18 protein-coding genes and 1 pseudogene are annotated in these 24,465 nt (G+C 62.1%); 7 read left to right on the top strand and 12 right to left on the bottom strand.

Going from position 1 to position 24,465, the window contains the following annotated elements:
• The first annotated feature begins 7 nt into the window (after window positions 1–7).
• From D7S89_RS17615 to D7S89_RS17625, 3 genes are read left to right on the top strand one after another with little or no spacing between them, the layout of a single operon-like run.
• Window positions 8–1,546, top strand: coding sequence for an efflux RND transporter periplasmic adaptor subunit (locus D7S89_RS17615; protein WP_121279494.1), 1,539 nt, complete (start codon window positions 8–10; stop codon window positions 1,544–1,546).
• Window positions 1,543–4,749: an efflux RND transporter permease subunit gene (locus D7S89_RS17620; RefSeq protein ID WP_121279298.1), complete on the top strand. Its 3,207-nt coding sequence runs from the start codon at window positions 1,543–1,545 to the stop codon at window positions 4,747–4,749. Before D7S89_RS17615 ends, D7S89_RS17620 begins: the two co-directional genes overlap by 4 nt.
• Window positions 4,746–5,099 carry a copper-binding protein gene (locus tag D7S89_RS17625; RefSeq protein WP_121279300.1) on the top strand — a complete coding sequence of 118 codons (354 nt, stop codon included), beginning with the start codon at window positions 4,746–4,748 and terminating at the stop codon, window positions 5,097–5,099. Before D7S89_RS17620 ends, D7S89_RS17625 begins: the two co-directional genes overlap by 4 nt.
• Window positions 5,100–5,171: 72 nt before the next feature.
• Here the strand turns inward: D7S89_RS17625 and D7S89_RS17630 are convergent, their stop codons facing one another.
• The 8 genes from D7S89_RS17630 to D7S89_RS17665 all read right to left on the bottom strand — a co-directional run bounded on the left by D7S89_RS17630 (window position 5,172) and on the right by D7S89_RS17665 (window position 15,328).
• Entirely contained in the window at window positions 5,172–6,503 is a 1,332-nt protein-coding gene (locus D7S89_RS17630; RefSeq protein ID WP_183085251.1) for a sensor histidine kinase, read from the bottom strand.
• 19 nt (window positions 6,504–6,522) lie between these two features.
• The gene (gene cheB, locus D7S89_RS17635) at window positions 6,523–7,650 is read right to left on the bottom strand and encodes a chemotaxis-specific protein-glutamate methyltransferase CheB (RefSeq protein WP_245983009.1); all 1,128 of its coding nucleotides are present in this window, start codon (window positions 7,648–7,650) and stop codon (window positions 6,523–6,525) included.
• Window positions 7,647–9,896 carry a hybrid sensor histidine kinase/response regulator gene (locus D7S89_RS17640; RefSeq protein WP_121279304.1) on the bottom strand — a complete coding sequence of 750 codons (2,250 nt, stop codon included), beginning with the start codon at window positions 9,894–9,896 and terminating at the stop codon, window positions 7,647–7,649. The genes cheB and D7S89_RS17640 overlap by 4 nt, the downstream gene beginning before the upstream one ends.
• 22 nt (window positions 9,897–9,918) lie before the next feature.
• Entirely contained in the window at window positions 9,919–11,646 is a 1,728-nt protein-coding gene (locus tag D7S89_RS17645; RefSeq protein ID WP_121279306.1) for a methyl-accepting chemotaxis protein, read from the bottom strand.
• A gap of 29 nt (window positions 11,647–11,675) precedes the next feature.
• Window positions 11,676–12,281, bottom strand: coding sequence for a chemotaxis protein CheW (locus tag D7S89_RS17650; RefSeq protein ID WP_121279308.1), 606 nt, complete (start codon window positions 12,279–12,281; stop codon window positions 11,676–11,678).
• Complete coding sequence (locus tag D7S89_RS17655) at window positions 12,278–13,807, bottom strand: CheR family methyltransferase (protein ID WP_121279310.1); 1,530 nt, start codon at window positions 13,805–13,807, stop codon at window positions 12,278–12,280. Before D7S89_RS17655 ends, D7S89_RS17650 begins: the two co-directional genes overlap by 4 nt.
• Window positions 13,807–14,340, bottom strand: a complete 534-nt coding sequence (locus tag D7S89_RS17660; protein ID WP_121279312.1) for a chemotaxis protein CheW — start codon at window positions 14,338–14,340, stop codon at window positions 13,807–13,809. Before D7S89_RS17660 ends, D7S89_RS17655 begins: the two co-directional genes overlap by 1 nt.
• A 481-nt stretch (window positions 14,341–14,821) precedes the next feature.
• On the bottom strand, window positions 14,822–15,328 hold the full coding sequence (locus tag D7S89_RS17665) for a hypothetical protein (protein WP_121279314.1): 507 nt from the start codon (window positions 15,326–15,328) through the stop codon (window positions 14,822–14,824).
• A 354-nt stretch (window positions 15,329–15,682) separates the two neighbouring features.
• Here D7S89_RS17665 and D7S89_RS17670 point away from each other — a divergent pair, with 354 nt between their 5' ends.
• The gene (locus D7S89_RS17670) at window positions 15,683–15,970 is read left to right on the top strand and encodes a hypothetical protein (RefSeq protein WP_121279316.1); all 288 of its coding nucleotides are present in this window, start codon (window positions 15,683–15,685) and stop codon (window positions 15,968–15,970) included.
• A gap of 161 nt (window positions 15,971–16,131) precedes the next feature.
• Here D7S89_RS17670 and D7S89_RS17675 read toward each other — a convergent pair whose 3' ends face one another.
• From D7S89_RS17675 to D7S89_RS17685, 3 genes are all read right to left on the bottom strand, one after another.
• Window positions 16,132–18,024 (bottom strand): SAM-dependent methyltransferase, encoded by a 1,893-nt coding sequence (locus tag D7S89_RS17675; protein ID WP_121279318.1) that lies wholly within the window; start codon window positions 18,022–18,024, stop codon window positions 16,132–16,134.
• 205 nt (window positions 18,025–18,229) lie between these two features.
• A complete protein-coding gene (locus tag D7S89_RS17680; protein ID WP_121279321.1) occupies window positions 18,230–19,000 on the bottom strand; it encodes an SDR family NAD(P)-dependent oxidoreductase in 771 nt (256 codons plus the stop codon).
• A 12-nt stretch (window positions 19,001–19,012) separates the two neighbouring features.
• Window positions 19,013–20,446, bottom strand: coding sequence for a CoA transferase (locus D7S89_RS17685; RefSeq protein ID WP_121279323.1), 1,434 nt, complete (start codon window positions 20,444–20,446; stop codon window positions 19,013–19,015).
• Between the two features lie 109 nt (window positions 20,447–20,555).
• On the opposite strand from D7S89_RS17685, the gene D7S89_RS17690 reads away from it, so the two are divergent.
• The 3 genes from D7S89_RS17690 to D7S89_RS27925 all read left to right on the top strand — a co-directional run bounded on the left by D7S89_RS17690 (window position 20,556) and on the right by D7S89_RS27925 (window position 23,595).
• Window positions 20,556–21,848: a citrate synthase family protein gene (locus tag D7S89_RS17690; RefSeq protein ID WP_121279499.1), complete on the top strand. Its 1,293-nt coding sequence runs from the start codon at window positions 20,556–20,558 to the stop codon at window positions 21,846–21,848.
• A gap of 403 nt (window positions 21,849–22,251) precedes the next feature.
• Window positions 22,252–23,163, top strand: a complete 912-nt coding sequence (locus tag D7S89_RS17695; protein ID WP_245983010.1) for a phage late control D family protein — start codon at window positions 22,252–22,254, stop codon at window positions 23,161–23,163.
• A gap of 126 nt (window positions 23,164–23,289) precedes the next feature.
• The gene (locus D7S89_RS27925) at window positions 23,290–23,595 is read left to right on the top strand and encodes a hypothetical protein (protein ID WP_245983013.1); all 306 of its coding nucleotides are present in this window, start codon (window positions 23,290–23,292) and stop codon (window positions 23,593–23,595) included.
• Window position 23,596: 1 nt separating this feature from the next.
• Here D7S89_RS27925 and D7S89_RS17700 read toward each other — a convergent pair.
• Window positions 23,597–24,457 (bottom strand): annotated as a pseudogene (locus tag D7S89_RS17700) (IS5 family transposase); the annotation flags it as partial.
• Between the last annotated feature and the right edge of the window lie 8 nt (window positions 24,458–24,465).

Raw genomic sequence — 24,465 nt, forward strand, 5'->3', positions numbered from 1 at the left:
GAACGACATGACTAAGAAACCACTGGTGCGCGCGGTCTTGACGGTGTTCGCAGGCGCGGCGTTGCTTGGCGCCGGCTATGTCGCGGGAATACGTCATACCACCACCAACAACCACACCAACACAGCGATGGCGCCCACCGCTGCGCCTTCGAATGACGAGGTCGACACCAAGACCGGCAGGAAAGTGCTGTACTGGCACGACCCGATGGTGCCGAACCAGCATTTCGACAAGCCCGGCAAGTCGCCTTTCATGGACATGCAACTGGAGCCTGTCTACGCGGATGAGGGCAGCGGCACCTCCGGCATCAAGATCGACCCGAACCTGCAGCAGAACCTCGGCATTCGCTACGCGACCGTGCGTCGACAGGAAACGAGCGGGGGATTCGACGCCGTCGGCACCACGCAATTCGACGAGTCGCGCTCGGATGTCGTCCAGTCCCGCGTCACGGGTTACATCGACCGACTGTATGCGAGTGCGCCGATGCAACGCATCGCGAAAGGCGCACCCGTTGCGTCGCTGTTCGTCCCGGACTGGCTCGCCCCGCAAGAGGAATATCTCGCGCTCAAGCGCGGCGGGATGGACGACGGCCTGCTCGAAGCATCGCGCGCGCGGATGCGCGCCATGTCGATTCCGGATGGCATCATCGTCAGTCTCGACCGGACCGGCAAGGCGCAGACGCACGTCGTCCTGACGTCGCCCGAGGCCGGTGTCGTCAGTGAATTGAACGTCCGTGACGGCGCGATGGTCGCGCCCGGGCAAACGCTGGCGAAGATTGCCGGCCTGTCGACGCTCTGGCTCATCGTCGAGATTCCCGAGGCCCAAGCGTTGAGCGTGCAACCCGGCATGTCGGTCGAGGCGACGTTCGCAGGCGACCCGACTCGGCACTTCAGCGGACGCATCCGCGAGATCCTGCCGGGCATCAGCAGCACCAGCCGCACGCTCCAGGCGCGCCTGGAAATCGACAACGCTTCGCTCGGGTTGACGCCGGGCATGCTGCTGCGCGTGCGCGTCGGCGGCCAGAAGGGGGTATCGAGACTGCTGGTGCCTTCCGAAGCGGTCATCACGACCGGCAAACGCTCGGTCGTCATCGTGAAGAACGGCGATGGGCGCCTTCAGCCGGCGACGGTTACCGTGGGCAATGACATTGGCAACGACACCGAGGTGCTGAGCGGGCTCAACGATGGCGACACGGTCGTCGCGTCCGGCCAGTTCCTGATCGATTCCGAAGCGAGCCTGAAGTCCGTATTGCCGAGACTGGCGGGCAGCACGGCCGCGAGCGCTGCGATGCCGACGTCTACGCCGGCCGCTGCCGCGCAGACCTACGAGACCACCGGGAAGGTCGAAAAGGTGACCGCTTCGGACATCACGTTTTCGCATCAGCCCGTGCAGGCGCTCGGCTGGGGTGCGATGACGATGGCGTTCGGCAAGCCGGCCCCCAACGCATTCCCGAACGTCAAGGCCGGACAGACGGTGCACTTCGTTTTCAAGCAGTCCGACGACGGCTACCAGCTGACGAAGGTCGAACCTGTCGGAGGCGTGCAATGATTGCCCGGCTCATCCGCTGGTCCATCCACAATCGCTTCCTGGTGCTGCTTGCGACCGTGCTCGTCACGGGATGGGGCATCTATTCGCTCAACGAGACGCCGCTCGATGCGCTTCCCGACCTCTCCGATACGCAGGTCATCATCAAGGCATCCTATCCAGGCAAGGCGCCGCAGGTGATCGAGGATCAGGTTACCTATCCGCTCACGACGACGCTCCTCGGCGTGCCGGGCGCGAAGACCATTCGCGCGTATTCGTCGTTCGGCGATGCCTTCGTCTACGTGTTGTTCGACGACAAGACCGACCAGTACTGGGCCCGTTCGCGCGTGCTCGAATACCTGAATCAGGTGCAAAGCCGTTTGCCGCAAGGCGCGACGGTTTCGCTCGGGCCGGATGCGACGGGTGTTGGCTGGGTCTACGAGTACGCGCTGGTCGACAGGAGCGGGCAACACGACCTGGGCCAGTTGCGCGCGCTGAACGACTGGTTCCTGAAGTTCGAGCTGAAGTCGGTGCCGGACGTCTCGGAAGTCGCCAGTATCGGCGGCATGGTGCGTCAGTATCAGGTCGTGCTCGACCCGGACAAGCTGCGCGCTTACGGCATCACGCAGGCCTCGGTGGCCGATGCGCTCGGCAAGGCGAATCAGGAATCGGGTGGCTCGGTCGTCGAGCTGGCCGAGTCCGAGTACATGGTGCGCTCGTCCGGCTACCTGCATACGCTCGACGATTTCCGCAACATCGTGCTGCGTACGAACGATGCCGGCACGCCCGTGCTGCTGGGCGACGTGGCGCGCATCCAGATCGGCCCGGAGATGCGTCGAGGCATTGCCGAGCTGAACGGTCAGGGCGAAGTCGCGGGCGGTGTCATCGTGATGCGCTCGGGCAAGAACGCGCTGACCACCATCGACGCGGTCAAGGCGAAGCTGGCCGACCTGAAGCGATCGCTACCGCCCGGTGTCGAAGTGGTGACGACCTATGATCGTTCGCAGCTCATCGAGCGCGCGGTGGACAACCTGAAGGACAAGCTCATCGAAGAGTTCGTCATCGTCGGGCTCGTCTGCGCCGTGTTCCTGTTCCACCTGCGTAGTGCGTTCGTCGCCATTCTCTCTTTGCCGCTCGGCGTGTTGGCCGCCTTCATCGTGATGCGCTATCAGGGCGTGAATGCGAACCTGATGTCGCTCGGCGGCATTGCGATTGCCATTGGCGCGATGATCGATGCGGCCATCGTGATGATCGAGAACGCGCACAAACATTTGGAGGCGTACGAGCATGAGCACCCCGGCGTGCCGATGACCAACGCGCGACGGTGGGAACTGATTGCCACGTCCGCGGCGGAGGTCGGGCCGGCGTTGTTCTTCTCGCTGCTCATCATCACGCTGTCGTTCATTCCGGTGTTCTCGCTGGAAGGACAGGAGGGCAAGCTGTTCTCGCCGCTGGCATTCACGAAGACGTACACGATTGCAGCGGCAGCCGGTTTGTCCGTCACGCTCGTGCCCGTCCTGATGGGCTATCTCATCCGTGGCCGAATTCCCCACGAAAACGCGAATCCGATCAATCGTGTGCTGATTCGTCTGTATCGTCCGCTGCTCGAGGCAACGCTGCGCCGGCCATGGTTCGCGATGGGTCTCGCAGTTGTCGCCCTGGCCCTCACGGCTGTGCCGATTTCACGCCTTGGCGGTGAGTTCATGCCGCCGCTCGACGAAGGCGACCTGCTGTATATGCCGACAGCGCTTCCGGGCATTTCCGCGGAGAAGGCGAGCGAGCTGCTTCAGCAGACGGACCGGCTCATCAAGACGGTGCCCGAGGTCGCGACTGTGTTCGGTAAATCCGGACGCGCCGATACGGCGACTGACCCGGCGCCGCTCGAGATGTTCGAAACCACGATTCAGTTCAAGCCACGCAGCCAGTGGCGGCCTGGGATGACACCGGAGCGCCTGGTCGACGAGCTGGACCGGACGGTCAAGGTGCCGGGGCTCTCGAACGTCTGGGTACCTCCCATACGCAATCGTCTCGACATGTTGTCGACCGGCATCAAGACGCCGGTGGGCGTCAAGATTTCCGGACCCGACCTGACGCAGATCGACCGCATCGCCACGCAAGTTGAAACGGCCGTCAAAGGTGTCCCTGGCGTGACGTCTGCACTTGCGGAACGGCTGAACGGCGGGCGCTATATCGACGTGGACATCGACCGGCTCGCCGCGGCGCGCTACGGGCTTGCCGTTGCGGACATTCAGTCGGTCGTGTCGTCGGCCGTGGGCGGCGAGAACGTCGGCGAGGTGATTGCCGGTCGCGAGCGCTTCCCCATCAACATCCGCTATCCGCGCGAAATTCGCGACTCGCTCGAGAAGCTGCGACAGTTGCCGATCGTCACGGACCGAGGCGCACACATCCAGCTTGGAGATGTCGCGCACATCACGATCGCCGACGGGCCGCCGATGATTCGCAGCGAGAATGCGCGGCTCTCCGGGTACGTCTACGTCGACATTCGGAACACGGACCTGCAGTCCGCCGTGAACGCGATGCAGCAGGCCGTAGCCCGGCAGGTTCAACTGCCACCGGGCTATTCGATCGCGTGGTCCGGGCAGTTCGAGTATCTGGAGCGGGCGGCAGCCAAGCTGCGAACGGTGATTCCGGTGACGCTCGTCGTCATCTTCGTGCTGCTGTTCCTGACTTTCAACTCGGCTGCCGACGCACTACTGCTGATGTCGACCGTGCCGTTTGCGCTGGTCGGCGGATTCTGGCTCATCTGGATGCTCGGTCACGCGGTGTCCGTTGCCACGTCGGTGGGGTTCATCGCGCTCGCGGGCGTCGCAGCCGAATTCGGCGTCGTGATGCTGCTGTATCTGAAGGGCGCGCTTAACCGTCGACTGGAAGACGGTGAACCGCTGACCGAGGCCTTGTTATTCGACGCGATTCGTGAAGGCGCGGTGCTGCGCGTGCGACCGAAGGCGATGACCGTTGCTGTCGTGCTCGCTGGCCTCATCCCCATCATGATCGGACACGGTGCCGGGTCAGAGGTCATGCAGCGCATCGCCGCGCCGATGGTCGGCGGCATGGTGACCGCTCCGCTTCTGTCGATGTTCGTGATTCCCGCAGCGTGGTTCCTGTTGCAGCGCCGTCGCGCGAGGCAGGTCGACGTAGCTCATTTCCCTCATGCAGTCCCTTCCGGCACGAGCGTGTCGATCAACGAAACTGGAGAAGTGCAATGAAGAAACTGATTGTCGTGTCCGCTGCCATTGCCTCGGTGTTTGCTGCGCCCGCTTTTGCCGGCGACGATATGGCAGGCATGAACATGTCCACGAAAGCGTCGGCGATGAAAGTGTCGTCGACCAACGCGCTCACCGACGCGGAGGTCAAGAAAGTCGACGCGTCAACCGGCATGGTCACGCTGAAGCATGGCGCGCTCGAAAACGTGGGCATGCCGCCGATGACGATGGCGTTCAAGGCAAAGGACGCGGCGATGGTCAAGCAGGTCAAGGAGGGGGACAAGGTCAAAGTGCGCGTCGAAGACGTCGACGGCACACTGACCATCGTGAAGCTCGAAAAGCGGTCTTCATGACGCATTGCTGAAGCCGGGCGCGCGGGCTCCTCCGGTCCGTGCGCCGGCAAGCCGAGAGGGCGAATCCCCCCCTTATCGCGCCAGAACCCACTCGGAAGGGGTGGTAGCCATCAACGAACCTCTAGGCAGCGCAAACTCGAACGTCGCGCCTTTATCGACTTCACCCGCTGCCCAGATGCGTCCGCCGTGGCGCTTGATGATCCGCTGAGAGATCGCCAGGCCAACGCCTGTGCCCGGAAACTCATCGGGGCCATGCAACCGCTGAAACACGCCGAATAGCCTGTCGACGTACTCCATGTCGAACCCGGCACCGTTGTCTTGCACACTGTAGATACTGTCGCCGCCGCGGATCTGGCCCGTGACGCGAATCGCCGGATATTCACGACGGCTGCTGTACTTGATGGCGTTCGAAATCAGATTGACCCACACCTGGAAAATCATCGCGGGGTCGCCTCGGGCGGGAGGCAGCGCGCCGACGGAAAACTCCGGCTTCCTGGCGCCGCTACCTGGGCGTGATTGATCGCTGAGATCCTCGAATACGCGGTTCACCATACCCGTCATATCGAGTTCTGCGTAACTGATCGGCTGCCGTCCCAAGCGTGAAAATTCCAGTAGGTCGACGATCAGCTGGGACATTCGATGCACGCTATCGCGCACGATACCGAGCAATTTCAGCCCGTCCTCGTCCAATTGGCTGGCATGTTCTTCCTGCAGGATGGCCGAATTCCAGTCGATCAGCAGCAAAGGCGTACGCAGATCGTGCGACACCGAATGGTTGAAGCTGTCGAGCTCCACGTTGGCCGCTTCCAGCGCCGCTGCGCGCTGTTGCAGATCGTCGTTGAGGCGGATGACTTCATGCTCCCGGCGCTTCAGTTCGGCGTTGACCTTGACCGCTTCCTCGTAGGACGACACGAGGAGATCGAGTATCTGTTCTTTCTCGGAAGTGACGAAGTGCCGTTCTCCGCCCAGGTAGATCTCCAGCCCCCGCTGGGTCTTACCGGATCTGCGCAATTCGCGGTTGCGCAGAAGATAGTCGATACGTTCGATCAGCGCATCGGGGTCGTAGGGTTTGCGAATGAAATTATCGGCCCCGCATGCCAGGCCCTTTGCGATATCGAGGACGTTGGTCAGCGACGTGACCAGCATCACGGGTACGTCCCGCAGCGCGTCATCGGCCTTGAACGCCTTGCAAAGCTCGTAGCCATCCATATCCGGCATGACCACATCGGTGATCAGTAAGGCGGGCTTTTGCTCGCGAGCCGCTTCAAGCGCCAATCTGCCATTGGCCGCCGCTCGCACACGATGGCCCTCCTCCTCGAGCAGCGAGCGTAGCTGCTCAGCCTGCGTGGGACTATCCTCGGCAATCAGGATGTCTACAAGGTGACTTCGTTTCGTGCTTCCCATGTGTATGCCCCCGTGATTCTTAGACGACCGGCCGCGGCGCAGGCGCCAGACCGAAGAGGTCGCACAGCACGCCCGCGATCTCCTCGGGAGAGAGCACGTACCTCGCGGCATCCAGCTTGATCGCTTCGGCCGGCATGCCGTACACGACGGAAGACTCCCGGTCTTGTGCGATCGTTACGGCGCCTGAGCGGCGCATCGCCAGGAGTTCAAGGGCCCCGTCGCGGCCCATGCCGGTGAGCAACACACCCACTGCGGCGGCACCAAAAGCAGCATTGGCAGAGCGAAACAACTGGGCCACCGACGGGCGCAACCCGCCCTCGGCTGGCCCCGACACCAGTTCGAGGGTACGGCTCGACGTCACCGTCATATGGAGTCCGCTTGGCGCCACGTAGGCGGTTCCAGGCGCTACGTCGTCGCCGTCACGTCCCAGCTTGACCGGATAGCCCGATGCGCCGGCGAGCCATTCCGTGAAGCCCTCCGCAAAGCCGTCGGCGATGTGCTGGACGATCAGTATGGGGACCGGAAAAGCACGTGGGATGCGCGAGAGCAGGGCGCGCAATGCCATCGGGCCACCGGTGGAGGCACCGATCGCTACGAGGTGGATAGCCCGGTCGCGCGCCGAGCCTTCCGCCTGCGCCGTCCCATCGGCAGTGTGCAGGCCGGTCGCCATCGCGCGCGCGCGCGGCCAGCGCTTGACGACCGGCACGGTCGACATCACCTTGACGGTGCGGACGAACTCCTCGACCGCCGCTTCGAAATGCGGTTCTCCCGGTCCGCCCGGCTTTGCGATGACTGTGAGCGCACCTGCTTCCAGCGTATGGAAAGTCGCGGCGACATCCATCGGGTCGAGGCTGGCCGTCACCATGATGATGCGCGTCGGACAGGTCTCCATGATGGTCCGGCTCGCCGCGAATCCGTCCAACCGTGGCATGTGGATATCCATCGTAATGACATCAGGGCGCAGCTCGGCAGCAGCGCTCACCGCCGCGATGCCGTCGCTCGCGACACCAACCACCAGCATTCGCGGGTCACTCGTCAGCAGGTGCACCATCAGCTCGCGTGCGACGGGCGAGTCGTCCGCGACCAGGACTCTGATCGGCGAAGGCAGCTCCGTTGCCATGCAGTTGGCTGGCTGGTCAGAGGTCATAGGATGCCTCGAATGGTCTCGAGCAGATTGCTCTGGTCGAAGCTGCTCTTGACGATATACGCGTTCGCGCCAACCTCGATGCCACGTTCTTTGTCTTCTCGAGACTCCAAGCCGGTCACCAGCACGACCGGCAAATTGGACAGCTTCTTGTCCTGGCGCAGACGCGCCGTCAACTCGAAGCCGTCCATGCGCGGCATTTCGACGTCGGATACCACCAAGTCGAATTTCCTGCTGCGTGCCGCCGTCAGGCCATCCAGACCATCGACGGCAGTCGTCACGTCATAACCGGCAGATTCCAGAATATGGGTCAACAGCGAACGCGAAGTAATCGAATCCTCGACCACTAGCAGTGACTGTCGTGTTCTTGCTGGTGTCTGCGCGGCGGGATACGCTGGCGCTCGGCGGGGGCCATGCAACGCCGACTTGAATAGATCCGGCACGTTCAGGACCGGCACTACGCGACCGGCTCCCAGGACCGTTGCGCCTGCGACATTGGGCACGCGATTGAGCTGCGGGCCCAATCCCTTGACTTGCACCTCCTGGTCGCCGAGCACTTCATCCACTGCAAAGGCAATGCGTCGACCGGCGTTTTCGAGCAGTGCCAGAAACAGGTACTCGTTCTCAGGCGCGTCGATGGCAGGCGTTGTGAGGTCCAACGCCTGCGCCAAGTACACGAGCGCCACGGCTTGCCCGTCGATTGCTACGGTAGCGACATTTTCGACGGTCTTGATATCATCGGCCGTGACCCGTAGCACCCGTGCGACGTTCCTGAGCGGCATGACGAATGGACGGCCGGCAGCAGTCACGACCAACCCGCGAAACGTGGCCAGCATGGTAGGCAACACGATGCGAAACGAGGTGCCGCCGGTATCGCGCTGCATGACTTCGACGTTCCCGCCCATCCGCTCCACCTTCTCACGCACGATGGCCAGTCCCAGACCGCGTCCCGACAAATCGGTCAGCAAGGGGCTCGTCGACAAACCGGACTCGAAGATCAACTTCAAGGTCTCCTGTATGCCAGGTGTGTCTTGTGGCGCGATCAGTCCAAATCGTGCGGCCGTTTCCCGCACTTTCGCCAAGTCGATGCCGGCACCATCGTCGGCCATCACCAGCTCGACTTTGTTGCCCTCCATTGGGATGACGCTGAGGCTAATCTGCCCCTGAGCAGGCTTGTTGCGGCGGGTGCGCTCGACGGGAGCTTCGATGCCGTGGTCGACCGCGTTGCGAATCAGGTGGATCACGGGGTCCTTGAGTTGCTCCAGGATCCGACGGTCTACTTCGACAGTGGCATTATCGATTCGGAGTGCTACGCTTTTTTCGCTGTCTCGCGCGAGGTCATGAACCAACTTCGGCAATATGTCGAACAAGGACGTGAACGGCATCATCAGCGCTTGCCGCACGTCATCCTGCAGCTGTGCCGTCGCGCTGCTCATGGCACGCTGCTCCCGCTCGGCTTGTGCCCGTAACCGGGCCAGCCGGTCCTCCATGGTCTTGGCAAAGCCTTCGGCGCACAATACCGCAGTGATGAGCTTGTCCGTCGTGTGTCGCCGGTCCGCTTCACCTCCGTTCTCGTCATCCGGCCCAACGGCGGCATGCTCGCCACTTGTCTTTTCACCCGCACGCTGCACGAGCCGCGCGTGATTGGCAGGCTTGTCCCAGCTTTTTCTGAAACCCGCCATCGCTGCCGAGAGCGCGTCCAACTCGCCGATCAGATCACCGAGGCTGTACTTGAACGCGAGCAATTCTTCCGCCTCGGCGTGCAGCATCTCCAGCTTGGCAGTCGAAATGCGCACCGTTTCCGAGCTTGGTGCAGTCGCGCCCTGGTCCTGCGATGATGGTGGCTTCGCACGTTCCTCTATGGCTTGGGGCGAGGGAAAAGCGGGTGCACCAGGCACACCGGACACGGTGCCGGGTGCGAGCAGTGCCGCCAATTCGTCGATACCGCCAGATAGCGCATCGATTAGCGCCGGCGGCACGGCACGCTCCTGGCCCTTGAGCGCGGCCAGCTCGCTTTCCAGTGATGCGCAGACCATTTCGACGCTGTTCAGGTTGACCGCGCGTGCCGCGCCCTTGAGGCTGTGCGCCTCGCGAAAGAGCGTTTCGACGATTTGCGCGACGCGTGCGCCCGCGCTTGTCTGCTCGAGTTCCACGAGGAGCACCGACATGCCTTTCAGACGCTCGTCGGCCTCCACTTTGAAAGTAGCCAACAAGCGCTGGAGAAGGGCTGCGTTGTCCGGGGACGTCATATCGTCACCTCTGCGCCACTCGTCAGAGTCGGTAGCGACCGACGATTTCCTTCAATTGCTGGCCCAACCCATGCAGATTGTGGGCGGTGATTTCGTTCTGCCTGGTGCTCTCCAAGTTTTGTGCCGTCGCCACCTTGATATTTTCCGTCGCCAAAGCCAGTTGGTTCATGCCCGCCATCTGCTGCTGGGCCGACACCGCGATCTGGCTCGCCGCTTGCGCGCTCTCGGCAATCGTCTCGGTCAGTTGGCGGATGGCTTCTCCCGCCTGCTTCGACTGCTTCACCCCTGTTTCGACGGCCTTGCTTCCCTGTTCCATCGCGAGCACCGCGCCGCTCGTCGCTTTCTGGATATCGCCCAGGATGCTGCGCACCTGCGCCGTGGCCTGCTTCGATTGCTCGGCCAGACTCTTCATTTCTTGCGCCACGACCCCGAATCCCTTGCCATACTCGCCGGCTCTAGCCGCTTCGATCGAAGCGTTGACCGCCAGCAGATTCGACTGTTCGGACAAGTCGTTCACCGTTGCGATGATCTCCCCGATCGCTTGGCTCTGCTCGGCCATCTGCATGATGCTTTCGGCAATCTGCTCGATTTGTTCACGTATCTTCTGCATCCCTTCGGCCGACTCTTCCACCGCCCGACGGCCTGTTTGCGACACTTGGCTCGCTTGCTGGGCTGCCTCCGCTACACGCTTCGCGTGCTGTGCAGCCAGCGTCGCCGTCAGCTTGACTTCCTCTACCGTGGTGGCGGTTTCCGTCATCGCGCTGGCCGTCTCGCTCGCCCCCGCAGCCATCTGCGTCGTCCCCGCCAATATTCCACTCGCCGACGTCGCCAGCATGTCCACCCCTTCGCCAATCTGCCGGTTCAGGTCCCTCAGGCTTTTCACCATCGTTGCGAACGCGGTGCCCAGCGCGTCCTCATCGGAGTTGCGCGTCACTTCGACCGTCAGGTCTCCTTGCGAGATGCGCTTTGCCGCAGCAACCTTTTCTTGCAGCGATTCGGCCATCCGATGGAAGCGCTCTTCCAGCATGCCCACTTCGTCCGACCGCGGCCGGCTAATCGGTTTCACCACGATCTCGCCCGCAGCAATCCGCGCTGCCCGCTCCGCAATTTCCTCCAAAGGCCGCCCGATGTGTCGATTCAGAAATAGGCCGAACCCCAGTACCAAACCAGCGGCAATCGCGATACCGCCAATGATCGAGGCGATCGTGTTTTGCGCACTCGCCGCGGCCTCTGCGTTGCGGCGCTTCGCAAGGGCTTGCTCGTCGCCGGTCATATCGGCCACCAACGCCCTTATTTCATCCATCGCTTTCTTGCCCTTGTCGGTCAAAACGACTTGGCGGGCCGCGTCGAACCCTTTGTTGGTGCGCAGGTCTATCGTTTCCTTGAGTTCGCTCAGTTTGTCCGCGATCAACGGCGCGAGCTGGTCCAACCGCCGCTGCTGTGTCGCATTGTCTGCCGTCAACTCCTTGAGTTCGCGCATGCTCCCGTCGATCTGGCGTAGCGCAGCCTGATAGGGCGCCAGATAGCGCACCTCGCCCGTGACGAGATAGCCGCGCTGGCCGGTTTCCGCGTCCAGCAGCCTGACCAGCAGTTCCGCGAGCCTGGCCTGTACCTGCTGCGTGTGATCTACCCACTGTGCGGTGTCCATGAGTTTGAGCGTGCTCAGATACGATGTCGCACCGACCGCCATGAGCACGATCAAAATCGCGATGAAACTGGTCCACAGCTTCGATCCAATTGAGAATTTCATGTGGCGCTCCGTTCGTGGCACGTGGCGAGCTACTCTCCAATAACGACGATCGCGGGATCGGCTAGCAGCTTGCGGCCGTCGAGCACGACCTGCCGCTGCCGCGTGATGCCCATCAGGTACTCGGCGCGAATGCCCGTCAACGTGGGCAACGGGGGCTGCAGGTCATCGGCCTCGATGAAGCGGACACCCTCGATGACGTCCGCTAATAAGCCGAATTCCATCGCGCCATCGCTGAGCAGAATGACCCGGTTGAGATCGGTCAGGCCTTTTTCCGGTAGTTCGAAGAACGTCTTGATGTCGAGCACGGAGATGATCTTGCCGCGCACATTCACGACACCGAGTACGAATGCGGGGGTGCTGGGCATAGGCACGAGGTCTCGCAAGACCAGCACCTCGCGTACCCATGTCGTTTCGATCGCGTAATGTTCCTGGGCCAATTTGAACGCCAGGATTTCGACGCCATTGCCTCGCGGCAGTGGCGGTTCGGCTGCAAGCGAGCGCGCTCTCGCTTCGAGAATGGCCTTGAGCGTGTCCGGTGGCAGCGCGGCATGGTCGGCCAGGGCTTGCTCCACGGAGTCGAGGCGATGTCTGGCGTCGGCCCAGTCGATGGCGCCGCGGCGTTCGGTGCGTTTCACGGCGCAGGCTCCATGGTCTCGATGATGCTCAGCAGCCGAGCTGCGCGCAGGCCTTCGGCGGATGGCAAGCAGGTGTCCGGCGCGCAGGCGCGCAACAGACGAGCCGCGATCCGGAAGTGTCGCGTAGCCTGGTCGGCGTGACCGTCGCGCCGATAGATATTGCCCAGCGCGAAATGAGCGAGGACAAAATTCTGGTCCAAATAAAGCGCCTGCTTGAGGCAAGCTACAGCGCCTTCGGCATGTCCTTGCTCGATCAGAATGGACGCCAGGAGATAGCGCAATTCGGGGTTGAACTTGTCGGCCGACACGGCGGCCTCGCACCAGTGCCGCGCGTCGCCGAGCCTACCCGCGTTCGCACAGGCGCGGGCGAGCAGTGCCGGGTCTTGTGGTTCTTCGCTGCCCTCTGCGCGGAGGGTGTTCAGCGCCGGCTCGTCGTTGCAACGGTCATCGCGCGCCAGCGCGCTTGCATCGATCTTCGAATCCGTCGCTTCGTGCGCTCTCGGCAGCGGCTCGGTTGCAGCGCTTCGACCAGTGTTTCCAGCCGCGCCCACCGTGGTGCCATTCATGCTGATATCTAGCCACCGCTCCTCGGCAAGCGAGGATTGTGCAAGGGTGCTCGGGTTGCCATCCGTCCCGGTCCACCAGCATGAGTCAACGCTCACCGCTTGCCCGTCGTCGTTCTTCCGGTAGACGAAGCAATCCGGCCATGTCACCTGTGTGAACTCCGAAAGCAGCGGCGCGCCGGTTTCCGTCTGGCTCACGATCAACCAGCCCCCATCCACGAGCGAACGGCGCAGCCTTTGCACCACCGCTCGTGCCGTGGCCACATCGAAATACATGAGCACGTGACGGCACAACACGATATCCATCGCGGCCGTATCCTTCTCGAAGGAGGGATACGCGTCGTCCACCAGATTCAGATAGTCGAAGCGCGCCAGCTGCTTGACGCGCGGCAGCAGCGCGTAGTTTCCGCCGCCGAGATCGTTGAAATAACCCTTCCTGATCCAGGCCGGCACCCCACGGAACGACCATTCACGGTACGTGCCGCGCGCCGCGCTGGCGAGAAAGTGCGGGTTGATATCCGTGCCCAGCAGGGTAATCGACCAATCCTCGATATCGGGAATCAGGCGAGCCAGCACGATTGCCAATGAATACGTTTCCTCGCCGGTGCTGCAGCCGACGCTCCAGATTCGTAGTCGTTTGCCGGTGGTCCGTCTGGCGGCGATCAGTGCAGGCAGAATCTGCTGTTCCAACGCAGCAAAGGTAGCGGGCTCCCGGAAAAAATAAGTCTCGCCGACCGTGAGATGACTCGCCAAAATCTCGGCTTGACGTCGCGTTGGTCTCTCCGCCAGCAGCCAGCGCGTGCACGCCTCGGACGCGTCGTCTCCGGCGAAACCGAACGCCGTTGCGGCTCGTGCCAGACCACGCAGCAGTTCGCGCCGCCGCGTCGCCGGAAAATGCAGGCCTGTGCGGGACGCCAGTGCCGCGCCGAACGCCTCGATCACCGTTTCCGAGATCTCCGTCATCACGTTCGCCTATCCCGCGTCCCGGCGACTTCGGCGATCACTTGATCGAGCACGACGCCTTCGGTGAGCGAAAGAAACTGGCCCAGGTCATGAATCAGGACCAGTCCGTCCGAGAGCCTCAAGATGCCTGTCACGTATTCCGTCTCGTGCCCCGGGACTGCCGCTGGGACACGGTCCGCAGCCCATGCCACCACACCCTCGACTGCATCGACCCAAAGCGCCAGCGTGCGCGCCGACAGTTGAGTGGAGGTACGGGCGATCAGCAACTGGTCGCTCGCCACGATGCCCCGCTCGGGTAAGCCGAAGCGCTTGCGCACGTCGACGACCGGAATGATTCGACCCGCAACGTTGATCACGCCCAGGACGATGCCCGGCGCCTTCGGTAAGGCCGTGATATCGACGATCCTGACGCAGCGTTCGACCACCGCCAGTGGCAAGGCAAAACGGCGCGCGGCGAGCGCGAAGAGAACGTACCAACTGGAAGCTGGCCGAGATTCCACTTCATCGCGATTGACGAATGCGGTTGCGGCCATGTCGGTGTGTTGCGCGCAATGGCAGTTGCGGCGCTTTAGTGGGGTGGGCGCCGTAATTCTCTAGTGCGGGCACCGGCGCGGGTGTGCGCGAGGTCAATGGGGTCGAATGACTCGAATGACTCGGATGACGCCACGTGCTTTCCCCTGTGCAAGTCGCGACACTAACGTGACATTCGTACGATGTAGCAGCGCACAAATGTCACGATTTACATCCTAACGTAGTACAAAAGCTGGCATGCGGCAAGCTGGACGTCTCGAACGAGGGCGTTGCAGTAAAGGCTACGCAGCCAAAGTCCGCCTCACTATCGCCGCGAACAGGCCCTTTTTCGCAAGCGTCAAGTCGACATCTTCGAATCGGGCAAGCGCCGATGCGCAGCGCGCGGAAGGGACAATAGCGTTGCCTTTGATCGTGATGCACTCGTTAACGACAGACGGAGCCGTGAAGGCTCCGTCCGCTGAATCAGGATTTAAACTTCAGCGCTCAAACTTCTGCCAGATAACGCTGTAGATTCTTGATGTTGACGTCATAGGCATCGGGCGAGCCGAGATCGACGCCGCCGCTGCGCACATAGTAGGCAAACGGAATGCCGCGCGTGCCGAAGAAGGGCAGGAAGTTATCGGGCTGCAGCGTGCTGCCGTTCAGGCCGATGGCCCAGTTGCGCGCTTTGTACAGCTCGAGCTCGGCGATCACGCTATTGACGAGCGTCGTTTCCGATGCGCGAATGTTGTTGATGTATTGCGTCAACGTGGCGATGTTCGCTTGATAGGCGCTGGGTTCGCCGACGTTCACGCCGCGCGAGCGGACGTAGTATTGGAACGGTAGATTGCGTTCCGTAAAGAAGACGAGGAAGCCGTCCGGCGCGAGCGTGTCCCCGTTCAGCCCGATCGCCCAGTTCTTGCTTTGAAAATCCCTGAGCTGACCGATCTGGTCGTTGGATGCGCGGATCTCGTTTTTCGCAGGAACGTTAACGGCTGTCACATGGCTCATCGTGTTCTCCTTGATTGGATTACCGCACTGTTCATTGCTCGATTGAGCAATCCCTCGTATGCACCGTCACCCTGGCAGCGGGGTTTGTTTCATCGGAATGATAGTAATCGGTTAGGAAAAGTCGAGATGAATTTGCTTGCGTTCTTTATGGGATTTTATGCTTTGCTATTTAAGTGGATCGCGTAGCTTGCAAGCCGTCGGTTGTTGATAGGCATGAATGTGACTGTCATATCGGCGTAAAAAGGGCCATCGTCGTCGCGCGATGATGATTGCTTCGGCTGCCCCACTCAGGGGGCAGCAGCCCGAAGGGTTCACTCCACAGGTGAGTCGATTCTGCATGGACATCAACACACCATGAGCAAGCCGATGGGGGATTTCGACTTGAATGAGACACTTATATTCGCTTGCGGTCTGATGCTAGGGATAGGTACAGCAACGCTCGGCAAGTGGGGCTGGCGGCAAGCGGTATGGCGATTGCTCATGCCACTCGCCTTTGCGGTAACCGCATATGCCGCTACGACGCTTTGGGGGCCGCCGTATCTCGGACTCATCGTGTTGTTTGTCAGTGTGGCAGCCGGCGCTGGATATCTCGTCGGCCTGCTTGTGGTGGCCGGAATACGGCGTGTCGTCAGCCGCTCGTGACCTTGCTACTGCGTCGTGATTCGCCTCAGCGCAAGGGTGTGCTCCGTCGACCGCTTATGCCGAGTAGCGGATGAGCGCAGGTCTGGATAACGTGCGGACATTGGCCGGATCAAATGGGCTTTATTTCCGGAATTCTGAGGTGCCCTCTGTCTCTCTGCCTATTAGACGGTCGCCAGGATTAGACGCGTTGGTGTCGCACCGATGTGCAGTCCGTCGGCGCGGTTCGCAAGATAACTTTGGTTCAGCTCGTCCGGGGTCCAGGTGCGGCAGCTGCTGAACCCCGACGCTGTCAGCATCTCGGCCAGCGCGGCCGGCTCGAAGAAGCTCTTCCACGGCTCGCCACGTTCGGCGAATTGCGCCGTTAATTGCTCCATGGCGATACGCATTATCGGGGGCAAGCTGGACAGCGGCATCGCGTATTCGAATAGCACTGCGCTGCCTTTGGCGCAGCCAGCGATGAAGCGCAGGGTCTCGATGACCGCGTCCTCCTCGAGGTACATCGTCACGCCGAGCCAACTGAACATGGCGGGTGCGTTTGCATTGAAGCCGGCACGCGCCAAGCCCTCGGCAAGGCTGATGCGCTCGAAGTCGACCGGCACGAAACGCAGCGACGGCGGCACGGCAATGCCGGTCTCGTGCAGGCGCGCCTGCTTCCATCCCTGCGTGGCCGGCAGGTCGACCTCGAAGATACGACCCGGTGCATCGGGCTGCCGGTACGCGCTGGTATCAAGTCCTGCGCCGAGGACGACGTACTGGCGTATGCCGCGCTCGACAGCCTCGGCCCACACGTCGTCGGCGAGTCGGCTGCGTACGACCACCGAGCTGCGCATCCCCAACGACATCGGATGGCGGAACCTGTCGAGGTCGTCGCGAAGCGACTGTGCCTCTGCTGCGCCGAGGATGGTCAACGCCATCGGATCGTCGAGCACCAGCGGCCGATCGAGCAGTTGGTGCGCAGCCCGCTGCGTTGCCACCATCAGGGCGCTCGGCTTGGGGCCGGCGTCGACCGGCGCCATGTCGTGGCCGACAACGTGCGCCTTGTGCAGATAGGCCAGCAAGGCATCGTCGATGCCGACGCCCAGTTGCAAATCCGGTTCGCGTATCAAGGCATCGCGCACACGCGCCTCCAAGACCGCGTCGTCGCCGCAGAAGCTGTCGCGAAAGAGTTGCTGCCAGCGCTTGACGATCGCCTGCACCGGCGCGGCGCCGGCATCGACGCCTGCCTCCAACTGTGCCCTCAGCTCGACCACCAGCGCTGGCCATGCTCGCATATTCGTGTCGTCGAACTGGCGACGCCGCACTTCGTCAGTCTGCGCCGGGCTCAGGTACTTGGCGAACAGCGTACAGCGCGCGTGCGTGAACGCTTCGTCGATCCATGCCAACATCTCTGCCGTGATGCCGACGATGTGCTGGGCGCGCGGCTCGCCGATCTGCATCTTCATCAGCTTCGTGGCGAGCGTCGGGTCGTTGCAGGTCATTCGGATCACGAGCCGGATCCAGCGCCAGGCTAGCGCCTGGGCCGCGTCGCCTTCGGTCGGCAGCGCGTGCTGCATGGCGTGGCGGACCTCGTCGATGAGCTCGATCCATGACGGATCCATCGGAGCGACCGTATCCGGCCCGGATGCAAACAGCGTCTCGAGTTCGCCGTCGTCGAAGTGCTTTTGGTACATATTCATCAGCTCCAGCGTGTTCAGCCAATCGATCGCCGGTGTGTCGCTGCCGGCGGTGAGCATGTCGACGAGGTGTTGCAAGTGGCGACTCAGGCGCTGCGCGCGCAATGCCTGCGCGTCGAGCTCCGCGATCTGGCGCTGCAGAATCTGCAACGGTGCGCCGGCCTGTTCGCCATCGAGGCTGGCCTTGATGGCCGGAAGCGAATACCCGAACCGTTTCAGCGCCTCGATGCGATGCAGCCGACTCAGGTCGTCGCGGCCATACAGGCGCGCGCCGCCATCGGTGCGCTGCGATGGTGACAGCAACCCGATTGCGTCGTAGTGATGCAAGGCCCGAACGCTCAGCCCCGCCTTCTTCGCCAGTTCGCCGATCTTTAGTTGCATTGCCTCTCCAGTCGTCGGTGCCAACTATAGAAGATGACGTAGCGTCAGGTGCAAGTGAAACCGGCGCGTTCGTGGGCGCGCGATCAGGCTCTGTCGGAGGGGCGTTCGATCGGCGTTCGCACGTCAGGAGATGTCTGGCGCGTCGAAACGGTTTCGTAACCTGGCTGGCGACGCGCGCGCCGCTATTCGTCGAAGCCCCCAACCGCTAGCGCCCTCGCTCCGCTCCGCCATTGACCTGGAGGATCTGCGCGGTAACGTGGCAGGCGTCGGGCGACGCCAACCAGCCTATGGTATTGGCTATGTCGTCTGGTGTACCTGCCCGCCCGTTCATCGCTTCGGCTAGCTTGCCTGCGCGTTGAGTTTCGGAAAGTGCTGCGCCAAAGAACTCGGTGTCTTCGACGTACCCTGGCGCGACTGCATTGACCGTGATGCCGCGCGGCCCGAGCGCCTTCGCCAGGTCGTAGCAATAGGGGTGAAGAGACGCCTTCGCCGCGCCGTAGCACCCTTGCCCCGACCCGCGGTATGCCGCAATCGAACTGACGAAGATAATCCTGCCGCCTGGTGCTCGCAGTTGGTCTACGAGTGCTTCTGTCAGCAGGACAGCCGACAGCGTGTTGAGGCGGAAATTGTCGGTCCATCTACGCGCCACGCCGGCCAAACCGTCTGCATAGGCGCTGGCTGGATGTTGCCGCAGGACATGCCCACCCGCTGCGTTGACCAGGACATCAAAGGCGTCGAACTTCTCTTTGAGCGTATCGCGAAGGCCTTCCACTTGATCCGGCAAGGTCAGATCCGCGGTGAACGGTATGGCAGCAGGCGCACTCGGGAAAGCGCGGCCGATCTCCTCGACCGCCTGCGCCAATATGTTCGAGCGTCGTCCGACGACGACCACCTGTCCATTGCGCCCGGCGAAGTACTTCGCTGTGGCGAAGCCGATGCCTGTTCCTCCGCCGCTGACCACGACCACCTGACTCATCGCACCTCCTCCTTAAAGGCGTTCATTCGAAGCCAACCACTGTGGTGCATACGAGCCCAGCGCGCGTGCCGGATGGCGCCATGCGATGGGTGCGCGATCAATCTGCAACGGAGGAAGGAGCCTGAGTGCGGGTCCCCACGACGTTTGCTCGACATGCTCCGCATGATCGGCAGGACCGTCTGGTGCAAGCGCAACCCCCTCCGTCAGTGGCTCCGAACGCAACTGCAGAACGGCTGCTGTGCGGGCAAGCGACGCGCGAACCTCACTGCCCACGCCGTGCTTCAGTCGAGTCGTCAAACCGCGTATCGCCGCGGCAGCCATCAGATAGCCCGTTCCATGGTCGATAGCCTGGACGGGCAAATTCACCGGCTCGTCTTTCCCCATGGCGCGCATGCCTGCATCGGCGATGCCCGTGCTCATTTGAACGATGCTGTCGAAACCGCGCCGGCAGCGCCACGCGCCAGTCCAGCCATAAGCATCGAGCGATACATCGATGAGCGCAGGATTCAACTGGCGTCGTCTCTCTGCGCTGAGGCCCAGGCTCGCAAGTGCGTCGGATCGATACCCGTGGACGACGATATCCGCGTCGCACAGCAAACGCTCGAGCATGTCGAGATCCGAGCGATCTCTCAGGTTGAGCCGCGCACAACGTTTGCCGAGGACGACCTCAGGCACCGTGTTCGGCTCTTCCCAGCCATACGGATCGATGCGCAACACGTCGGCGCCCAGACCCGCCAGAAATCTTGTCGCAACCGGCCCGGCGAGGATGCGTGTCATATCGAGAACGCGAATGCCACGTAACGGCCGATCTCGCGAAGGCTGCCATTCGTGCGCCACGGCATCCGTAGCCGTGGAAACATGCAACAGGGGTTCGGCGGCTACTGCCTTACCCTGCGGATGGTCAGCCCACTCCTGCATCGAGTACATCGTCGCGGCACAACCGCCGCGCTCCACGATGGCCTCTTCAAGTGCACTGGCGTCCCAGTGCCCCACCGCTTGCGCGACCGATTGCGCGTCTGCCGCGCAGCCGAGCACCGCCAATGCGGCTTGTCGATGATGTGGCGCGTTGGTGTGCAATCTGATCCAGCGATCGCGTGCCCGATAATTTCCTGCCACCGCGTCCCATTGAGGAGGCATCGCCCATCCTTGTGGGCGCAGCGACGTGCCGAACCACAGGGATGCCATGCGCCGGTCGACACGAACCGACGGTAACTGCCCAGTCGATGCAAGCAACAATTCGGCGACAGCGGTGCCGGCTGTGGCAAGTGCGGCCGTGGCGAGGTCGGTTACGCGAAACGCGGATACCAGTTCTCCCGAACCCGTCAGGCTGACGGCCTCCAAGAGATTCGCGCTTCCGCCTGCGGCCTCCCAGAACGCAAGTAGATGACGTGACGCCGGATCTTCGTCAGCCGTGGCGGGACTCCTGGACGCTTGATCGACACGCATGGTCGCCTCGAATGTGTTGGGTTGGGTGCATCAAAGATCGTCTCGCTCGCATTTATTGTCAACGTTGATTATCCTGATCAACTACCTCGTTGAACGATCCTGCTACACCATGGCGAACTATCTGAATTCGGCCGAAGCAGCAGCCCGGCTCGGCGTATCACGTCAGACACTCTATGCGTATGTCAGCCGAGGCCTCCTTCGCGCAGAGCATGGCGGAAAGCAACGCGAAAGCCGTTATCTCGCTGCTGACGTCGAACGCCTCGCAGGCCAGCGCGCACGAGGCCGCAAGCCTAAAGAAGTGGCGAAGGCGGCGCTGAACTGGGGAACGCCCGTGCTCGAATCCGGCATCACGTTGATCGAGGCCGGCCAACTGTTTTATCGCGGTGTGAATGCACTCGACCTGGCCAACAGCGCGAGTCTTGAAGAAGTTGCTGCGTTGCTCTGGCAATGCGACGAACGAACTGCTTTCGGTGATCGCGCACCCACTGCGCCGGCGGTACTGCGAACACTGTTCAAGCACTACGGCGATCAACGTGCGGAGCAAGCACTGCTGCCACTCTTCACGGTTGCGAGCGAAGACGCCCCCACAGCGATCTGGCAGCAATCTGCCGACCGCCAGGCGGAGGGTTGTGGTGATCTCGTGCGAATCCTGGCGGCATGCTTGTTGCGAACGCAGCCCGACACGTCACCGATTCACATGCAATGTGCGCGGGCGTGGGGTGTGGGACGGGCGGGTGCTGAACTGATCAGGATGGCGCTCGTGCTGTGCGCGGATCACGAACTGAATGCCTCGAGCTTCACGGGCCGATGCATCGCCTCCACCAATGCGAGCCTGCGGGCTGTCGTGATCGGTGGTCTTGCTGGGTTATCAGGTGGGCGGCATGGCGCTACGACCGCTCGGGGCGAAGCGCTTTGGGACGAATTGGGTAGTAAGGATGTCGAACGAAAGATGCGTGACCGTCTATCCAGGGGGGACGACTTGCCCGGGTTCGGACATCCACTCTATCCCGATGGCGACGTGCGGGCAGGGCTGCTGTTGTCGCGCGTGCTTCCGCGGCACCCGCAATGGCGGGCGATGTTTGATACGGGGAGCTCGCTTGTTGGCGAAAAGCCGTCTGTGGATCTTGCACTCGTAGCGCTGCGTCGACATTTGCGGCTTCCTGTCGGGGCGGCTTTCGGTTTGTTTGCGCTCGGGCGCTCGATTGGTTGGATTGCGCATGGTTTGGAGCAGCGCGAGCATCCGGATCTCATCAGGCCTCGTGCGGTTTATACGGGGATTAGGCCTGCCGGAATCGAGGTTGGAGCAGGGCAGTTAGGGGCGCGTAGGCGATTCGGGAAGCGGGGGGCGCAACATGTGGTTCCGGGAAACGATGTGCTTGCTACGTTTTTTAAGGGGCGGTAGGTTGGCGTTTTAGCGTGATGGTCTTGTTTTCAGCGGTGTCTTGAGAGCACCGTTGTGGCTGCGCGGGAATGGGCGGACACCGCTTCGGCAAGTGTGATGACCAAGAGCAGGCAGGCGTAAGACGCCTGCTAAGGCTAGCTGAATTTTTGATCACTCACTAAATTACCCGGAGGATTTCCACTAGGCTTCGAGAATCGGTAAATGTGTCGTAACTTTTATCAACGAGTATTTTTTCATTGATTAAATGAGAATTGGGTCGAGAATATAGTTACGGCATTGATCGCCAGTAAAGTAGACTCAATAATCAGTGCATCGCTGATGTTTTGCTTGCGCGCCTCAATTAGAATTGCGGCCACTCAAAAAGTGCATTGCGTGGCCGATTTATGAGATAAAGGAATGGCACATGAAGTTCAGCAAGCTTCACGATGCGGCTTTCCACGGGAACGCACAATACAACCGCCTGATCAAGCACGACACGCCGCTCGGCACTGATACGCTGCTACCGCTGCAGGTCAAGGGCACGAGCCGCTTGGGTCGCGACTACGAGTTCACCGTCGACGTCGTCACGACACGCCGCGAAATCGAATTGCAAGCGTTGATCGCGCAGCCCGTGACGCTCTGGATCCAGCAATCCGACGGTTCGTATCTGCCGCATCACGGCTACGTCCATACGTTCAGCCGTCTGGGTTCGGACGGCTATCTGACGTACTTCCAGTTGCAGTTTTCCTCGTGGCTGTATTTCCTACGCCTGCGCCGCGACATGCGCGACTGGCAGGAGCAAAGCGAGGAGCAGATTCTCGCCGACGTTTATCCCCAGCATCCGCAAGCCAAGTTCCGCTTCGAGCAGGCTCAAGATGGCAAGTCGCATACATGGGTGGTGATCGACGATGCGTTCTTCGTGCCACCGCTCGATCAGCACACGGTGCGCTTTAGCCGCGCGAGCCTGAATGATGAAGCCGATGGACTGACTCGGTGGGTCGAGAAGGGGCGGCTCGATAATGCGCAGCTGACCACACGTACGTTCGACTACAAGCGAGCTGACCTGAACAAGGAAATTGGCACCTCACGCGAGGACGTGCCGGCGCAAGAGCGTCTGCCAGCAGATGGCGAGGTCTACGACTATGCCGGTGCCTATGGCTGGGGCGAAACGCAGGACGGCGAATTCCTTGCGCGCATCCGCATGGAGGAATGGGAATCGCGCTCGCGCCGTTTCCATGGCGTGGGGGCTTGCGCAGCGCGATGCCGGGGCGCTGGTTCGAGCTGCAAGGCCATCCGATTCACGATGAAGGGCGCCCGCAGGAGCGCGAGTTCCTGATCATTGCGACGGACTGGCTCATCCAGAACAACCTGCCCCGGTGCAAACGGTAGCGTCGACTTCCCGCAGAGCCTGAGCGAGGAGCTCAAGCAAGCCCGCGCCGCGCACGGGCAGCAAGGTGGCGCGATGATTCGGCATCCTGACGGTAGCGAAGGCTTTTATCGCGTCGGGCTCGAAGCGCAGCGCCGACGCGTGCCGTACCGCAGCCCGTTCGAGCATCACAAGCCCGTCATGCAGTTGCAAAACGGCGGCGTCGCCGGGCCGGACAAGGAAGAGGTCTACACCGATTCACTCAATCGCGTGAAGGTGTGGTTCCCATGGAATCGTCGCAACAACGGCGATGAAGGGGCGTCGTGCTGGGTGCGTGCGGCCTTCCCGATGCGGGCCGCGACCGCGGAGGTACCTATCCGCTGCGCAAGGGCGACGAGGTGATCAACGCGTAGAGCTTGTTCTTGTCCTTCGGACGCTGGCGGCAGATGCGCCACGCGCGCTCCAGCCAAACGAGCAACGACGTTTGCCGCTCGTGCGAGAGATCAAGCATCTTGCGTTCGATGTCGCGCGGCACGCGACCGAGCACCGTACGCTGACGTTTGAGCACCCGACGCAGACGTTTGAACTGCTTGGCATGAGCGTAATCGCCCGCGCAGCGGCGCAGCCGCTTACCTTCGCGCTCGTACGTTTGCTTGAGCGCCAAGCCCGCACGCTGCGCCAGGCGCACCAGTTTGATCCGGGCCACCTCGAGCAACCGACTGTCGGTCGGGGAGGAGATCGCCTTCTCCTGAACCGTGCTCTCGACGATCAGGCGCTCGAATTCGACGGGCTGAATCGCCTTCATTTGAGTCGCTGCGGCAATCGTCATCGCCAGCAACTCCTCGACACCGGCCTCGCCCAACGCTTGCCGAAAGCGCACGAGGTTGGTCAGATCGCAGGGCATGCGCGCCTGAAAGTACTCCTCGCCGCAGAAGAACTGGAAGTACACGTCCTGTGCCCAGCGCTCGCACACCGACTCGTCGCTCTCGTTGTACGCATGCTTCAAATACAGCAGCCCCACCATCAAGTGAATCGGCGATGGGGGGCGGCCCGCGGCGCTCGCGCCGACGCCAGCCAACGCCGTCGTCGCGCCGAACAGATCGACGCCTTCCATCACACGCCCTTCGCGCACTCGACGCTCGAACATCGGTGCGAGCGTCGCTTCAATCGACGCCCACGGCATGCGCCTGGCCAACACTGCCAGCGGGTGACGAAGGTCGATCATCGCATCCAGTCGGCTGCGGAAAAAGTCGGGCTTGCTCATCGGCGTGG

Origin of the sequence: Trinickia fusca (assembly GCF_003628145.1) — a bacterium.
In the GTDB taxonomy this organism is placed as follows: Bacteria; Pseudomonadota; Gammaproteobacteria; order Burkholderiales; family Burkholderiaceae; genus Trinickia; species Trinickia fusca.

Excerpts from the sequence above, each read along its gene's own strand:
- D7S89_RS17630 (WP_183085251.1), bottom strand. The coding sequence starts at position 6,503 with ATGGGAAGCACGAAACGAAGTCACCTTGTAGACATCCTGATTGCCGAG.
- D7S89_RS17675 (WP_121279318.1), bottom strand. The coding sequence starts at position 18,024 with ATGCAACTAAAGATCGGCGAACTGGCGAAGAAGGCGGGGCTGAGCGTT.
- D7S89_RS17640 (WP_121279304.1), bottom strand. The coding sequence starts at position 9,896 with ATGACGTCCCCGGACAACGCAGCCCTTCTCCAGCGCTTGTTGGCTACT.
- D7S89_RS17685 (WP_121279323.1), bottom strand. The coding sequence starts at position 20,446 with ATGCGTGTCGATCAAGCGTCCAGGAGTCCCGCCACGGCTGACGAAGAT.
- D7S89_RS27925 (WP_245983013.1), top strand. The coding sequence starts at position 23,290 with ATGATTCGGCATCCTGACGGTAGCGAAGGCTTTTATCGCGTCGGGCTC.
- D7S89_RS17680 (WP_121279321.1), bottom strand. The coding sequence starts at position 19,000 with ATGAGTCAGGTGGTCGTGGTCAGCGGCGGAGGAACAGGCATCGGCTTC.
- D7S89_RS17665 (WP_121279314.1), bottom strand. The coding sequence starts at position 15,328 with ATGAGCCATGTGACAGCCGTTAACGTTCCTGCGAAAAACGAGATCCGC.
- D7S89_RS17660 (WP_121279312.1), bottom strand. The coding sequence starts at position 14,340 with ATGGCCGCAACCGCATTCGTCAATCGCGATGAAGTGGAATCTCGGCCA.
- D7S89_RS17690 (WP_121279499.1), top strand. The coding sequence starts at position 20,556 with ATGGCGAACTATCTGAATTCGGCCGAAGCAGCAGCCCGGCTCGGCGTA.
- D7S89_RS17655 (WP_121279310.1), bottom strand. The coding sequence starts at position 13,807 with ATGACGGAGATCTCGGAAACGGTGATCGAGGCGTTCGGCGCGGCACTG.
- D7S89_RS17695 (WP_245983010.1), top strand. The coding sequence starts at position 22,252 with ATGAAGTTCAGCAAGCTTCACGATGCGGCTTTCCACGGGAACGCACAA.
- D7S89_RS17620 (WP_121279298.1), top strand. The coding sequence starts at position 1,543 with ATGATTGCCCGGCTCATCCGCTGGTCCATCCACAATCGCTTCCTGGTG.
- D7S89_RS17645 (WP_121279306.1), bottom strand. The coding sequence starts at position 11,646 with ATGAAATTCTCAATTGGATCGAAGCTGTGGACCAGTTTCATCGCGATT.
- D7S89_RS17615 (WP_121279494.1), top strand. The coding sequence starts at position 8 with ATGACTAAGAAACCACTGGTGCGCGCGGTCTTGACGGTGTTCGCAGGC.
- D7S89_RS17625 (WP_121279300.1), top strand. The coding sequence starts at position 4,746 with ATGAAGAAACTGATTGTCGTGTCCGCTGCCATTGCCTCGGTGTTTGCT.
- D7S89_RS17670 (WP_121279316.1), top strand. The coding sequence starts at position 15,683 with ATGAGCAAGCCGATGGGGGATTTCGACTTGAATGAGACACTTATATTC.
- cheB (WP_245983009.1), bottom strand. The coding sequence starts at position 7,650 with ATGACCTCTGACCAGCCAGCCAACTGCATGGCAACGGAGCTGCCTTCG.